Genomic DNA, 13,897 nt, shown 5'->3' on the forward strand with positions numbered 1-13,897 from the left:
CAGGCCGTTTATACTTTACACCGCTATTTTTTGTCAATCTTTGCAAAGTAGGACTTGATTTATGCTAAATTAAATTGAGTAAAAGTAAATTTGAAGGATTCACACCTGCATTGCTTGAAACAACGCAAAGGCCGTCTGAATTTAAACCATGAAAAATTCAGACGGCCTTTGCAGCAGAAAAGTAAATAAAAAAAGCAGCCTTTTAAAGGCTACTTTTAAATTTGGTGCCGGCGGCAGGATTCGAACTCGCGACCCCCTGATTACAAGTCAGGTGCTCTACCAACTGAGCTACACCGGCTGAAAGAAAGGCGCATTATGCGGTGTTTCGAAAAAATTGGCAAGCCATTTTCTCCAATTAAACATAAAAATAAATCATCACACTGTTTTTTTTATATATATTTATCATCCGTACATATTACGCCTTCAATATAAGGAAGCAAAACGGTTGTTGGGGGAAAGCGTATCCGAGCAAAGAATCTGCAGTTATCATTGCCAACCAGGTTCAGCTCTTTGTCATTTTTTAACAAATTTCCCGATAAAACAAGGCGTCTTTGAGTTGCCCACAAAATCTGTGGATAACTTTGTGGATACAGTGTGGGCGACAAGGGCTTTTGCTGTTGAATCATTGTTTGCCCTTAATTTGCCTAAAAAATAAGCAATACATATTTTTATTTAAATACAACGCCTTATGTTATTTTTTACATTGTCAAGCATGATAAATGAAATTTCCTTGCAACATCGGCAATTATTTTTGTCAATGTGGATAAACGGCATTTTATTGCTGTTTCTCGCTTGACAAAACGGTAAATCGGCGTAAAACCGCGCCGCTGTCCGCTTAAATATAAAGATCCGCACAATGCCTCATTCCGATACTCTTTGCTGTCATTTATTTTGCACCGTTATCGACAACTTCGGCGACATCGGCGTCAGCTGGCGCTTGTCGCGCATTTTGCATAACGAATTGGGTTGGCAGGTAACGTTGTGGCTTGACGATGAAACTGTATTGCGTACTTTATGCCCGGACCTGCCCGCCCTTCCCTGCCGTTTTGCGGGTATAGGGCTGAAAGTTTGGCGGGAAGGGGAAGAATGGCCGCAATGGCCTTACCGTGCCGACATAGTCATCGAAACTTTCGGCTGCCGCCTGCCTGATGCCGTGAAAAAAAATATACGCGATCAAAACGCCTTGTGGCTGAACTGGGAATACCTGAGTGCGGAGGATTGGGCTGTGGCCATGCACGGCAAACCGTCTCCGCAAACCGACGGAACGGCGAAATATTTCTGGCTGATGGGTTTTGACGAACGCAGCGGCGGCCTGTTACGAGAAAAAAACTATGCAAAACTGATTGATTTTGACATCGATGCCTTCAGAAAACGGCTGGGGCTGCCGTTCAAAAATGCACCGAAATGGCTGCTGTTCGGCTACAGAAGCCCGATATGGGCGGATTGGCTGAGAATGTGGCAGGATGCAGGCGAACCGATAAACCTGCTGTTGGCGGGAGGACAGATTATCGACAGCCTGAAACAGGCCTCCGCCATTCCTTCGGACTGTTTGACGAGCGACGGCGACAGCCTGCAAACCGGCCCGGTCCGGCTGGTTCGGATACCGTTTGTCCCTCAGGACGAGTTTGACCGCCTACTGCATTTTTCAGACGGCCTGATTGTACGCGGCGAGGATAGCTTCGTCCGTGCCCAACTTTCAAGCAAACCGTTTTTCTGGCACATCTATCCGCAGGACGAAATGGCGCATTTGGACAAATTGTCGGCATTTTGGCGGCAGATATATCCCCTATTCCCGTCCGAATTGGCAACAGCCCATCGCGCGCTGTCCGAAGAATTGAACGGCAAAGGCAGTCTGAACCCGCATCAGCGGCTGCAATACTGGCAAACACTGTGCCACGGCCACAGCCGATGGGCGGCTGTGGCGGAAAGCTGGCGGGACGGCCTGTTCAGGCAACAAACGGCAACGGAAAAACTAGCCAACTTTATCAAACACCGCTAAAATGGCGCGCTTTGATTTTTAAACCTTTCAGAATTGGAACAGCAACATGAAAACCGCACAAGAACTGCGCGCAGGCAACGTATTCATGGTCGGCAACGACCCGATGGTGGTACAGAAAACCGAATACATCAAAGGCGGCCGCTCTTCCGCCAAAGTCAGCATGAAACTGAAAAACCTGTTGACCGGCGCGGCTTCCGAAAGCATCTATAAAGCCGACGACAAATTCGACGTCGTCATCCTGGCCCGCAAAAACTGTACTTACAGCTATTTTGCCGACCCGATGTACGTCTTCATGGACGAAGAATTCAACCAATACGAAATCGAAGCCGACAACATCGGCGACGCGCTGAAATTCATCGTCGAAGGCATGGAAGACGTATGCGAAGTAACCTTCTACGAAGGCAACCCGATTTCCGTGGAACTGCCCACCATCATCGTGCGCGAAGTCGAATACACCGAGCCTGCCGTCAAAGGCGACACTTCGGGCAAAGTAATGAAAACCGCCCGTCTGGTCGGCGGTACCGAAATCCAAGTTATGTCCTACGTCGAAAACGGCGATAAAGTCGAAATCGACACCCGTACCGGCGAATTCCGCAAACGCGCATAACTTGGGCTAAATCCCATTCATCAGAAGGCCGTCTGAAAACATATTTCCCGTTTTCAGACGGCCTTTTCCTATCTGAGGACTCATACAAAACACAGCCTGCCTTGAAACGGCCGCAACCATATCGGCTTAACACTTTTTCCAAATCGAACCGTAAAACCGGTCTGTCGCGTTTTCAATATCATGACCACCCCATGCCTGAGGCCGTCTGAAAAAACGGGGCAGCGTTTCAGACGGCCTTTCTTACGCACAAACAGGGTAGCCGCTATAATCTCATCCTTTCCGCCAAGCCAACGCCGCTTTCAGACGGCCAAAGACATAGCGGCATCTCCGACCCACCTTCGATACCGGGCGGCGATTCGGGGCAATGCCGCCCTGTTACAACCCATCACAAGAAAGAAACAGCTATGATTACTCCGCAACAAGCCATCGAACGCCTGATTAGCAATAATGAATTGTTTTACGACGAAATGACCGATTTGATGCGTCAAATCATGAGCGGCCAAGTGCCGCCCGAACAGATTGCCGCCATCCTGACCGGCCTGAGGATTAAAGTCGAAACGGTTTCCGAAATCACTGCGGCCGCGGCCGTGATGCGCGAATTTGCCACCCCCGTTCCCGTAGCGGACAAAAACGGGCTGGTCGATATCGTCGGCACAGGCGGCGACGGTGCGAAAACCTTCAATATTTCCACCACGGCCATGTTCGTCGCCGCGGCTGCCGGCGCGAAAGTAGCCAAGCACGGCGGCCGTTCCGTTTCCTCATCCAGCGGTGCTGCCGACGTCGTCGAGCAAATGGGCGCGAAAACCGATTTGTCGCCCGAACAAGTGGCCCGAACCATTGAAGAAACCGGCATCGGCTTTATGTTTGCACCCAACCACCACAGTGCCATGCGCTACGTTGCCCCCGTGCGCCGCTCCCTCGGCTTCCGCAGCATTTTCAACATCTTGGGCCCCCTAACCAATCCGGCGGGCGCGCCCAACCAACTTTTAGGCGTGTTTCACAAAGATTTGTGCGGCATCCTCTCACGCGTTCTGCAACAACTGGGTTCTCAACATGTTTTGGTTGTTTGCGGTTCGGACGGCCTGGATGAAATCACCCTCACAGGCGAAACTTATGTGGCCGAACTGAAAGACGGCACCATCCGCGAATACACCATTTCGCCCGAACAGTTCGGCCTGCCGTTGCAGCGCAATCTGGATGAAATCAAGGTAGCCGACAGCCGGGAATCGCTGTCCATGATGAACGCCGTGCTGGCAGGTGAAGCAGGCGCGGCTCGGGATATCGTGCTGCTCAACGCCGCCGCCGCGCTATATGCCGGCAATGTCGCCTCCTCCCTGACGGAGGGCATGGCTGCGGCGAGGGAGGCCATAGACAGCGGCCGCGCCAAAGCGAAACAGGAAGAATTCATCGCCGCTACTTTAAAAGGGTAAACGATACGGCGTTCTGTTTCGATACTGGGCGTATGGTGAGATGAAATCCTGCGGTCGTACCGGATTGGCTCCCGCCAAACTTGGCCTGGTACAGAACTTTGTGAGTATCGCTACAAGACCCAAGCTGCAAGGCTCTGAACCAAAGGCAGCCTGAAAAACAGGCTCTTCCACCACGCTTAACGGAGAACCACATGAACCTAACCGACAAAAAAATCCTTCTTACCGGCGGCAGCAGCGGCATCGGTGCCGCCCTGGCAGAAGCCCTGCACCGTCGCGGCGCACACGTGCTGACCTGCGCCCGCCACCTGCCGGAACCGCTGCCAGACGGCATTACCTTCCGCCGCTGCGATTTATCCCTGCCTGCCGAACGCGACGCGCTGGCCGCATGGGTGCGCGACGAACATCCCGATACCGCCGTTTTAATCAACAACGCCGCCGTGCAGCGCACGCTTGATTTTGTCGGCGGCGAACGCGCAGCCCTGCTGCAAAACCTCGCACAGGAGCTGGCGGTCAACCTTGAAGCCCCCGTTGCCCTGACCGCCGCGCTGCTGCCCGTGCTGGCAAGCCAGCCGCAGGCCGCCGTGGTCAACATCACCACCGGTCTTGCCCTCGCGCCGAAAAAAAGCGCCCCTGTTTACTGCGCTGCCAAGGCAGGACTGCACAACTTCACCCGCGCCCTGCGCTACCAAACGGAAGCCGCCGCGCCACACATCCGCGTACAGGAAATCGTGCCGCCCCTGGTTGACACCCGCATGACCGCCGGACGCGGCAGCGGCAAGCTCAGTCCCGAAGCGGTCGCTGATGCAGTCGTCCGCGCCATTGAAAGCGGTCGCGCCGAGACCTGCATCGGCAAAATACACCTGCTCAAATGGCTGCTGCGCCTCGCCCCATCCGCCGCCTACCGCATTTTGCGCAACGAATAACCCCGTTCATTCGCACGGCAGCCTGAAAACGGATTTCCCTCCTTTCAGGCTGCCTTTAAACCAAACAGCACTCATCTTTGCCCACACAAACGCTCCACCACGCCAAAGGCAGCCTGAAAGCGCGTCCATACGCTTTTGCAAAGCGAATTATAGTCAGTTTGCATGGTCAATAAAAAACATGCCCCCCTACCCTACGCCTGCCAAAGCTTATTGTTTTGATGTCGGCCCGTATCGGAATCTGTTTGTCCGTTATCTGCAAATAATAGTCGAAGGCCGTCTGAAAGATATGTTTCAGACGGCCTTCTTATATCAAACAGGTTATCCCTGGGAATTTCCGGTTTATTTGCTCATTGCTTTAAAAGCATCCGCGCGGGTGGCGATGACTTCGTCAATCAGGCCGTATTCTTTGGCGGCTTCCGAAGACATGAAATTGTCGCGGTCGGTATCCCGTTCGACTTTTTCCAAAGGCTGGCCGGTATGCTTGGCCAACAATTCGTTCAGTTTCTGCTTGATTTTAATCAGTTCGCGGGCATGAATCTCGATATCGGAAGCCTGTCCGCCCAAGCCGCCGCTAATCAGTGGCTGGTGAATCATGATGCGGCTGTTCGGCAGGGCGAAACGTTTGCCTTTCGCACCGGCAGACAGCAAGAATGCGCCCATGCTGGCAGCCTGGCCGAGGCACAGGGTGGATACGTCCGGCTTAATGAAATTCATGGTATCGAACACCGACATGCCGGCGGTTACCGATCCTCCGGGCGAGTCGATGTAAAAGAAAATGTCTTTATCGGGATTTTCGCTTTCCAAAAACAGCATTTGCGCCACAACCAGATTCGCCGTATGGTCGGTAACGGGGCCGACTAGGAAGATGATGCGTTCTTTCAACAGGCGTGAATAAATATCGAAAGCCCTTTCACCGCGCCCGCTTTGTTCGATAACGGTAGGAATCAGGGTGTTGTTGGTAATTTTGGGAAACATCTCGGCTCCTTTTGTTTAAAAAGCACCAAAGCGCATCGGCAGCTTCGGTGCTTGTTTCGCTTTTCAGACGGCCTTAGGCTTGGTTGCCCATGACTTCGTCGAACGACAAAGCTTTTTCGGTTACTTTGGCTTTGCCCAATACAAAGTCGGTTACATTGGCTTCAACAGCCAAGGAAGTCGGGCCTTGCAGACGGCTGTTGTCTGCGTGGTACCAATCGATGACTTCCTGCGGATCTTCGTAGCTTTCGGCAAAGTCGGCGATAACTGCGTCGATTTGCTCTTTGCTCGGTTCTAATCCGTTGGCTTGTACGACTTCGGCCAGAATCAGACCCAATTTAACGCGGCGTTCGGCCTGTTCTTTAAACATATCGAGCGGCAAATCCAAATTTTTCGCATCGGCCATGCCTTGGTTGATGAAGTTCTGCTTCATTTCCGCAGCCAGTCGGGCAGCTTCTTCGTTAATCAGGGCGTTCGGCACCTGCAGTTCGCTCACGGCAAGCAGTGCTTCCATTGCGGCTTCTTTGTTTTGGCTGTCTACGCGGCGTTTTACTTCGCGCTCAACGTTTTTCTTCACTTCCGCGCGCATGGTTTCAATGTTGCCGTCGGCAATACCCAAGGCTTTGGCGAAGACTTCGTCTACTTCCGGCAGCACCGGCTCGGCTACGTTGCGCACGGTAATGGTGAAGACGGCGGTTTTACCGGCAACTTCTTTGCCGTGGTAATCTTCGGGGAAGTTTACTTCGACGTCTTTGCTTTCGCCTTCTTTCAGGCCATTCACACCTGCTTCAAACTCGGGCAGCATTTGGCCTTGACCCAATACGAAGGCATAGTTTTCGGCAGAACCGCCGGCAAAGGCTTCGCCGTCGATTTTGCCTGCGAAGTCGATGATGACGCGGTCGCCGTCTTTGGCCGCACGTTCGGTGTGGTTGAAGCGGGTGCGTTGCTGACGCAGGATGTCGATGGTTTTTTCAACTTCCGCATCGCCGACGGTGGCGGTCACTTTTTCAACTTCCTGGCCGGACAAATCGCCGACTTTCACTTCGGGGAAGACTTCGAATACGCCGGAGAACAAGAAGTTTTCTTTGTCGTCTTGACCTTCAACGCCTTCCAAACGCGGCATACCGGCGATTTTCCAGCCTTCTGCAACGGCTGTATCGAAAAATACTTTTTGTGCCAATTCGTTCATGACGTCGTTTTGGATGCCGGCGCCGTACATGGATTGAATCATCGACAGGGGGGCTTTGCCGGGGCGGAAGCCGTCAATGCGGGCTTTGCGCGCGGTTTGTTTCAAACGCTTGTCGCATTCTGCGTTGATGCTGCTCCAAGGCAGGGACAGCGTTACTTTGCGTTCCAGGTTTTCAAGTGTTTCTAGTGTTACGCTCATCGTAAACCCTTAATTTTTTCAGTTAGTCGGTGTGTATGGGCCAAAGCCCGTTCGGTATGGAAGCCCCGTTCTGCGGGACGGAAAACAAAACGGCGAGTTTAGCATAATTTTGTTTTCTTGGCATGACGGCTTGCGTGTCGGCAGAATGCGCCCCCAAGATGCGGAAGGCCGTCTGAAAAGGAGTTACAGGAATCCTGGACAGGCGGAATGTCATGTTTTCAGACGGCCTGCATCCTTATTCAAAATTCGGATTCAGAATCCGCGCGCCATATTTGCAACCCGTATTGTTCGGAGGCGTGCTCGAAATCGGCCGCATCCTGTTGCGGGACGGCAATGAATGTGTAGTAGTCGCCGCCGGTTTGCACACTGTAGAGGACGGCGCCGGCAGCCAGCAGCACGGAATAGGCAGCCAAGACCAGTTGGTCGGGCAGTGCTTCTTCCATTTGCTCTTCGCTCCATTCCAGTTTGGCGTTGAAGCGGTCGGCGATGTCGGCAATAAAGCCGATAAAGCTTTCCCCGTCTTTCCAATCCACGGAAAACAGATGCTCGGTATCATTCAAATTATTGTGCAGCAAAAAGAAACTTTCAATGATGCTGCCGTAGTCCAATTCTTCCTCATCGTCGGCGTTTTCTTCAAGGTTGGCAATGATGGCATCGACTTCCTCGGGTTTGTCGCGGTAGATAACGCCCAACCATTGCCTAAACAGTGCTTCGGCGGACCCGTCGTCTGCTTCTTCTTCCGAATATTCGGATTCTTCCGGCAATACGGCTGGCCCGGCATGCCCAAGCAGCGCGTCGGATTTGTCGGACGGCGCAGCCTGACTGCCGTTTTTACGGAAAAACAGCAGTGCCAATAAGGGCGACAACAGCAACAGGATAACTATCCAAAAAAATTTCATGAGGTTTCCTTGTGGTTGGATGATGTTGAAATCGGTCGAGAGGCCGTCTGAAAAACAAGTTTTCATTTTTTCCGCCACGTTTGAAAATCAGGCGTTTATCTCCCGATAAAAACGGATGAACTCATCTTGATATTCGGCAACCGCCGAAACCGTCAATTCCCTATCATATAGCAGAATACCTCGTATGAAGGCAGTAAAAGCGGAGTAAGCCGTTTTTTGTAAAAATGAAGCACCTGCATCCCATTATGACCGCCCTGCCCGACCGGCTGCGGCTGCCGCGCCGCGGTTGGCCAGTGCGTCCGCACGTTCGTTGTCCGTATGCCCCGCATGGCCTTTTACCCACCGCCAAACGACGTCGTGTTCGCCGCACAGGCGGTCGAGTTCGCGCCACAGGTCTTCGTTTTTGACCGGCTGTTTGGCGGCGGTTTTCCAGCCGTTTTTCTTCCAGCCGTGTATCCAGCTTTCCATGCCGTTTTTAACGTATTGCGAGTCGGTGTGGATTTCGATGCGGCTGCGGCGTTTCAGGGCTTTCAGGCCTTCGATGACGGCGGTCAGTTCCATGCGGTTGTTGGTGGTTTGGGCTTCGCTGCCGAAGAGTTCCTTCTCGTGCCGGCGATAGCGCAACAGCGCGCCCCAGCCGCCTGTGCCGGGATTGCCTTTGCATGCGCCGTCGGTGTAGAGGTATACGGTTTTGTCGGTGGTTTCTTGCATCATGTTTTCGGGCTTTCAGACGGCCTTTTGTCTATTCGGCAACAGGTTCAACCGTATAACCCTGCCGCCGTAACTGCATAATCAGGCCGTTTTCGTCGGGCAGGTGGGCGATGCCGACGGCAATCAGGTTTCGGCGTTTGGGCAGTTCGTTCAGAATTTTCGGCAGCCACGCGCGGTTGCGCGGCAGCAGTACGCTTTGTTCCAGCCAATTTTGCCAAAAGGCCGTGCTCTGCGGCGGCAATCCTTTACTGTATTCGCTGCTGTCGGAGGAAAGGCGTATCAGTTCTTTCAGACGGCCTGAATGATACAGTGCGTATTGCCGTTCGATTTGGGCGGCGGCTTGTTCGGGATGGCGGTTGTTCGCGGCGATGAGTTCGGCAATGCGCGCGGTCGGCAGGGTTTCATAAGGACGCGTGATGTCCTGATAACGCTCCAAACTGTCGGCAGGTATGCGGTATTGCTCGGCGGCACGGGCAAGCAGGCGGTCTATGCCTGAGGCCGTCTGAAAACCCTGCGGCTTGACGGAAGCCTGCAGCATCAGCGCACCCCAAGGCGTCATATCGTCCAAACCGGCGGCTGATGCGGCGGTGGAGGGATAGGCACTCAGGCGTTTTTTCAAGGCGGCGACATTCTCTACGCCGATAACGGACGACAATTTCCGCCCGCCGTTTTGAAAAGCGCGCCCGCGCATGGCGGCCACATCGCGGCTGTACGCGGCATCGGGCTTGGACGGCATGGCAACTTCGGTTATCAGCCGGTCACTTTGCTGCAGGATGCGGCGGATGTTGTCGGGCAAGGCATCGCCGCTGCGGCCGACGTGGTGCGTTCCCAAAAGATAAGAATCGGGCTGGCCGGCCTTGCTGATTTTCCACAAACGGCTGTCCATTGCCGGCGTATGCCAGTCGAAAGCCGCCGCCAATGCGGGGAACGATAAAAACAGCAGGCAGGCGGCATGGCGGATAAGGCGTTTGCACATTACGGCTGCTCCGGCAAAAGTTTGTTCGGATTCATCATATTGTGCGGATCGAAAGCAGCCTTGACCGCCCGCATCAGGGTGATTTCGGCAGTGCTCCGCACACGCGGCAGCCAGTGGTTTTTCACTTGGCCTATACCGTGCTCGGCGGCAATCGTACCGTCGCAGGCCAGCACGTTTTCGTACACAACCTTATTGACTGCGTCTTCATAAGCATAAACACCGTTGTCTGCAGTTTGCGGCAGGAAAGTGTTGTAATGCAGGCTGCCGTCACCCAAATGACCGAATACCACGATGTCTATGCCCGCAAAAGCCGCCTGTAAGGCATGGCCACAGTTGGCGACAAACTCGCCCACCCGCGCAATCGGCATAGCGATGTCGTGTTTGATGCTCGCGCCGAGACGGCGTTGGGCGGCAGAAATGTTTTCGCGCAACGTCCACATATCGCGCCGCCCGCTTTCCGACTGAGCCAAAATACTGTTGTCGAAACCATGCTCCGTCAAGGTTTCGGCCAACAGGTCGGACAAATCACCACGGGAAAGCGAGTCGGTCAATTCCAACAGAATGTGCCATGGCGCATCGGTCGGCGGCGTAATACCGCTGTATTCGGACGACAATTCCAAAGCAAAGCGGCTGATCAATTCAAAACTACACAGGCGTTCGGCAAAGCGTTCCCGAATCAGGGTTAGCAATTCTACCGCCTGCCCGATGCCGTTCACGCCCACCCAAGCCGTTTCGCGGCTTTTCGGCAGGGCAAACAGTTTCAGCGTGGCTGCGGTGATGATGCCCAGCGTGCCTTCGCTGCCGACAAACAGTTGGCGCAGGTCGTAGCCCGTGGTGTTCTTATGCAGCGGATGCAGGTGAGAAACCAATTCGCCGTTCGGCAGTACCACTTCCAAACCCATCACCAAATCGCGCATCGTACCGTAACGCAACACGTTCAGCCCGCCCGCATTGCAGGCAATATTGCCGCCGATTTGGCACGATCCTTCGCTGGCCAGGCTGAGCGGAAAAAACCGACCCGCACCTTCCGCCGCCTGTTGCACGTCATGCAGCACGCAGCCCGCTTCAACGGTAATCGCATTGTCAGCCGTACTGATGCTGCGGATGCGGTTCAGACGGCTCAAATTCAGCAAAACGCCGCCACTCGGCACAGCCGCGCCGCAGAGTCCGGTATTGCCGCCCTGCGGGGTAACGGGGATGCAGTGCTCGAAACAAAAACACATGATGGTTTGCACTGCCTCCACGCTTTGCGGCTGTAACACCAAATCAGCCGTTCCGGTATAGCGGTGGCGTTGGTCGGTCAGTAGGCCTGCAGGCTCGGACAGAATTTCCTGCGGCAGCAGCAAAGCGGCGAGTTGTTGGTAAATAGCAGACATAGCATTTAAATATTGGCAATGGAGCGCGGAATTATAATGGAAACAGACAGGCCGTCTGAAAAAGGTTTTCAGAAGGCCTGTCGCCGCATCGGGACGGATAGGCTGATTTCAACCATTCTGAACTGCATCAAACCGACAATGGTCAAAACAAAAAGGAACGCCGAAGCGCTCCTTTTGAGAATGATGCTTTACAAAATTATTTGCTGGCAGCAGATGCAGCTGCATCAGCAGCAGATGCAGCTGCCTCGGCAGCAGATGCGGCAGCCTCTCCGGCAGAAGCAGCAGCATCGGTAGCGGCAGATGCAGCAGATGCAGCAGCAGTAGATGCAGCAGATGCAGCTTCAGTAACGGCGGCAGATGCGGCGTTAGCAGCAGAAGCAGCAGTGTTAGCGGCTTTATCGCCACAAGCAGTTAAAAACAAAGACATCAAGGCAGCAGCCAAAAGAGATTTTTTCATATTAAACACCTAACTTTAAAACAATATTATAGTCAATAAAATATCAGCAAAAACACACCATCCGGCTCCGTTTGGGCCGGATGGAAAATTTTGCAGATTCATGCTGAACGCCGCAATTATGCCCCTCCGCTCCCGCAAAATCAATCATACTTTTGACCTGAATCACACAGCATTAAACCTATGCAAAGTAGAATCTCCCTTTTTTGAAACAAGATATATACAAAAGACATATACGAAACATGAGTATTCAACACCGCCCTGGCTATATTTTTCCATTTCTATCACTGTGTTAATCATCATTTTCTGATACTCCGGTTAAACATTCGCGTAAAATATTTATTTACCACAATATCGGTTTATACGTAGTAAAAACGCAACAATAATCCTCAAATAGCAGAGGGGTGGCTGCACTCCCCTAAGCCCGACAGCAAATAACAAAGCACATACGGGTACTATGCTACAATGCAATCTTTAACAACCTGTTCCGAAAGACATCCATGATTAAAAAAGACACCGTCGTCGGCCTGCATTACGAAATGTTTGATGCCAACGACCAGCTTATCGACAAAACAGAGCAGCCGATTGTATATCTGCACGGCGGTTACGACGGTATTTTCCCTCTGGTGGAAGAAGCGTTGCATGAAAAAAACATTGGCGACGAAGTGGATGTCGTATTGCAGCCCGACGATGCTTTCGGCGAACATGACTCCGACCTCATCCGCATCGAATCTGCCGACGCTTTCCCGACCGAAGTCAAACCAGGCATGATGTTTGAAGCCGATATGCCTGACGGCGACGTGGTGGTGTTCCGCGTAGAAGATGTGGCGGAAGGCAAAGTCGTGGTAAACGGCAACCATCCTTTGGCCGGCATGAAAATCCGTTTTAAAGCCAAAATAGAAAGCATCCGCCCGGCAACCGCAGAAGAAATCGAACACGGCCATGTTCACGGCCCGCATGGCCATCATCACTGATCAGCCTGTTCCAACTCATTATTAAGGCCGTCTGAAAACCGATTTTCAGACGGCCTTTTATCTTAACCAGTCTGGTTTTCCCATCTTTTTGTGGGGTGGTGTTAGTTTTGTCATAGTGGGGAATACGAAAAAAAAGGGTGAAATTTTAATAAAAACAGAAAAATAGAAGAAAAGCCGGCAAAATTTAAAAATGCAAAAAATCGCGCAAAACTTGTCAAAGTTCTGACAGTTTCGCGCGATTTTTGTCATAGGCCTATCAGAAAACAAACAAAACCATCACGACGCGATACCGCAGTCCCAGAGGTACTTACCATAAATTTCGAAGTCGTAGTCTTGGCTTTGAGATAGATCGAGGATTTCAGTCGGATAGCTGTCTTTATTGGAGCTGTCACTTACAATTCTGTATGTATAGCGGTTTATCCTATGTAGGCGTTTAATGCGGATGTCGTCATATTGGCGGAATAGATATATTCCCTCACCTAAATAATCGGCGGTCATCTGCCAAAGCACTGTCCCTCTATCTATAAGGGTTGGCTCCATGCTGTCGCCTTTTATACGGGAACAGAAGCATTTATCCGGCGATACGCCGAGTACATCAAAAAACGAGGCGCGAAACCACATAGCTTCGGTAATTAACTGTTCATCGAAGCGTTCACCGTGTCCTGCCCTGCCAAAGAGGTTAGTGTGGTAGCGAACAGGCACGATTGAACTAACATCTTGACCTTCTGACCAAATGTCGTATTCATTGACCATATCCTGCATAACCAATGGAATAGCCGGCTCGTTTACACCTGATTTTCGTTTCTGAATAGCTGTTTGATGTATCAGGTAAGCAGCAGGGGGCTCATTTATTTTTTGATTTTCAACTTTATTTTCTAAATGGGATTTTTCAAGTAATGGAATCAATCCCTTTGCCTGTAACTCTTTAATAACATCATTTGGTAGGCTATAAACAGTTTTTTGACCATTTCTACCCCCTTTTCCTTGAACTATTCTACTTTTCCATCCTTCTTTTTCGGCTCTTATTTTCACACCGCTTTTTGATGATGGGAGGTCAATATGTATCTGTTTAGCCGTTGCTTGACTTACTAAATCACATATTTCTTGTGCGCTATATTCCATAAAAAATACCTCTCCATAAAGTGGACTACTTTAATTCCCAAGTAGTCCACTTTTTTATCTCAAAGTA

The 13,897-nt window shown here is 51.9% G+C and carries 13 protein-coding genes and 1 tRNA gene; 5 read left to right on the plus strand and 9 right to left on the minus strand.

Annotated features, from left to right (window positions below; all coding sequences use genetic code 11):
- Positions 1-222 precede the first annotated feature (222 nt).
- Positions 223-298 (minus strand) — tRNA-Thr (locus tag BM261_RS06195).
- Between the two features lie 558 nt (positions 299-856).
- Between BM261_RS06195 and earP the strand changes: the two genes are divergently transcribed.
- From earP to BM261_RS06215, 4 genes are all read left to right on the plus strand, one after another.
- Positions 857-1,999 (plus strand): elongation factor P maturation arginine rhamnosyltransferase EarP, encoded by a 1,143-nt coding sequence (gene earP / locus BM261_RS06200; protein WP_074896405.1) that lies wholly within the window; start codon positions 857-859, stop codon positions 1,997-1,999.
- Between the two features lie 46 nt (positions 2,000-2,045).
- On the plus strand, positions 2,046-2,606 hold the full coding sequence (efp, locus tag BM261_RS06205) for an elongation factor P (protein ID WP_074896407.1): 561 nt from the start codon (positions 2,046-2,048) through the stop codon (positions 2,604-2,606).
- Between the two features lie 404 nt (positions 2,607-3,010).
- Positions 3,011-4,036, plus strand: coding sequence for an anthranilate phosphoribosyltransferase (gene trpD / locus BM261_RS06210; RefSeq protein ID WP_074896410.1), 1,026 nt, complete (start codon positions 3,011-3,013; stop codon positions 4,034-4,036).
- Positions 4,037-4,227: 191 nt separating this feature from the next.
- Positions 4,228-4,959: an SDR family oxidoreductase gene (locus BM261_RS06215; protein WP_074896412.1), complete on the plus strand. Its 732-nt coding sequence runs from the start codon at positions 4,228-4,230 to the stop codon at positions 4,957-4,959.
- Positions 4,960-5,298: 339 nt separating this feature from the next.
- Here the strand turns inward: BM261_RS06215 and clpP are convergent, their stop codons facing one another.
- The 7 genes from clpP to BM261_RS12875 form a co-directional block, all read right to left on the minus strand.
- Complete coding sequence (clpP, locus tag BM261_RS06220) at positions 5,299-5,934, minus strand: ATP-dependent Clp endopeptidase proteolytic subunit ClpP (RefSeq protein WP_074896415.1); 636 nt, start codon at positions 5,932-5,934, stop codon at positions 5,299-5,301.
- A 73-nt stretch (positions 5,935-6,007) separates the two neighbouring features.
- On the minus strand, positions 6,008-7,318 hold the full coding sequence (gene tig, locus BM261_RS06225) for a trigger factor (RefSeq protein WP_074896417.1): 1,311 nt from the start codon (positions 7,316-7,318) through the stop codon (positions 6,008-6,010).
- A gap of 239 nt (positions 7,319-7,557) precedes the next feature.
- Positions 7,558-8,217, minus strand: coding sequence for a DUF6630 family protein (locus tag BM261_RS06235; protein ID WP_240317916.1), 660 nt, complete (start codon positions 8,215-8,217; stop codon positions 7,558-7,560).
- A 243-nt stretch (positions 8,218-8,460) separates the two neighbouring features.
- Positions 8,461-8,928 (minus strand): ribonuclease HI, encoded by a 468-nt coding sequence (gene rnhA / locus BM261_RS06240; protein WP_074896730.1) that lies wholly within the window; start codon positions 8,926-8,928, stop codon positions 8,461-8,463.
- 31 nt (positions 8,929-8,959) lie between these two features.
- Positions 8,960-9,904, minus strand: a complete 945-nt coding sequence (locus BM261_RS06245; protein WP_074896422.1) for a TraB/GumN family protein — start codon at positions 9,902-9,904, stop codon at positions 8,960-8,962.
- A complete protein-coding gene (locus BM261_RS06250; protein WP_074896424.1) occupies positions 9,904-11,280 on the minus strand; it encodes an FAD-binding oxidoreductase in 1,377 nt (458 codons plus the stop codon). Before BM261_RS06250 ends, BM261_RS06245 begins: the two co-directional genes overlap by 1 nt.
- 196 nt (positions 11,281-11,476) lie before the next feature.
- The gene (locus BM261_RS12875; RefSeq protein WP_074896427.1) at positions 11,477-11,737 is read right to left on the minus strand and encodes a hypothetical protein; all 261 of its coding nucleotides are present in this window, start codon (positions 11,735-11,737) and stop codon (positions 11,477-11,479) included.
- A 497-nt stretch (positions 11,738-12,234) separates the two neighbouring features.
- Here BM261_RS12875 and BM261_RS06260 point away from each other — a divergent pair, with 497 nt between their 5' ends.
- Entirely contained in the window at positions 12,235-12,708 is a 474-nt protein-coding gene (locus BM261_RS06260) for an FKBP-type peptidyl-prolyl cis-trans isomerase (RefSeq protein WP_049248225.1), read from the plus strand.
- A 276-nt stretch (positions 12,709-12,984) separates the two neighbouring features.
- Here the strand turns inward: BM261_RS06260 and BM261_RS06265 are convergent, their stop codons facing one another.
- A complete protein-coding gene (locus BM261_RS06265) occupies positions 12,985-13,830 on the minus strand; it encodes a S24 family peptidase (RefSeq protein ID WP_074896430.1) in 846 nt (281 codons plus the stop codon).
- Positions 13,831-13,897: the final 67 nt, after the last annotated feature.

Origin of the sequence: Neisseria elongata subsp. elongata, assembly GCF_900113545.1 — a bacterium.
In the GTDB taxonomy this organism is placed as follows: domain Bacteria; phylum Pseudomonadota; class Gammaproteobacteria; order Burkholderiales; family Neisseriaceae; genus Neisseria; species Neisseria elongata.

Excerpts from the sequence above, each read along its gene's own strand:
- earP (WP_074896405.1), top strand. The coding sequence starts at position 857 with ATGCCTCATTCCGATACTCTTTGCTGTCATTTATTTTGCACCGTTATC.
- efp (WP_074896407.1), top strand. The coding sequence starts at position 2,046 with ATGAAAACCGCACAAGAACTGCGCGCAGGCAACGTATTCATGGTCGGC.
- trpD (WP_074896410.1), top strand. The coding sequence starts at position 3,011 with ATGATTACTCCGCAACAAGCCATCGAACGCCTGATTAGCAATAATGAA.
- BM261_RS06215 (WP_074896412.1), top strand. The coding sequence starts at position 4,228 with ATGAACCTAACCGACAAAAAAATCCTTCTTACCGGCGGCAGCAGCGGC.
- clpP (WP_074896415.1), bottom strand. The coding sequence starts at position 5,934 with ATGTTTCCCAAAATTACCAACAACACCCTGATTCCTACCGTTATCGAA.
- tig (WP_074896417.1), bottom strand. The coding sequence starts at position 7,318 with ATGAGCGTAACACTAGAAACACTTGAAAACCTGGAACGCAAAGTAACG.
- BM261_RS06235 (WP_240317916.1), bottom strand. The coding sequence starts at position 8,217 with ATGAAATTTTTTTGGATAGTTATCCTGTTGCTGTTGTCGCCCTTATTG.
- rnhA (WP_074896730.1), bottom strand. The coding sequence starts at position 8,928 with ATGCAAGAAACCACCGACAAAACCGTATACCTCTACACCGACGGCGCA.
- BM261_RS06245 (WP_074896422.1), bottom strand. The coding sequence starts at position 9,904 with ATGTGCAAACGCCTTATCCGCCATGCCGCCTGCCTGCTGTTTTTATCG.
- BM261_RS06250 (WP_074896424.1), bottom strand. The coding sequence starts at position 11,280 with ATGTCTGCTATTTACCAACAACTCGCCGCTTTGCTGCTGCCGCAGGAA.
- BM261_RS12875 (WP_074896427.1), bottom strand. The coding sequence starts at position 11,737 with ATGAAAAAATCTCTTTTGGCTGCTGCCTTGATGTCTTTGTTTTTAACT.
- BM261_RS06260 (WP_049248225.1), top strand. The coding sequence starts at position 12,235 with ATGATTAAAAAAGACACCGTCGTCGGCCTGCATTACGAAATGTTTGAT.
- BM261_RS06265 (WP_074896430.1), bottom strand. The coding sequence starts at position 13,830 with ATGGAATATAGCGCACAAGAAATATGTGATTTAGTAAGTCAAGCAACG.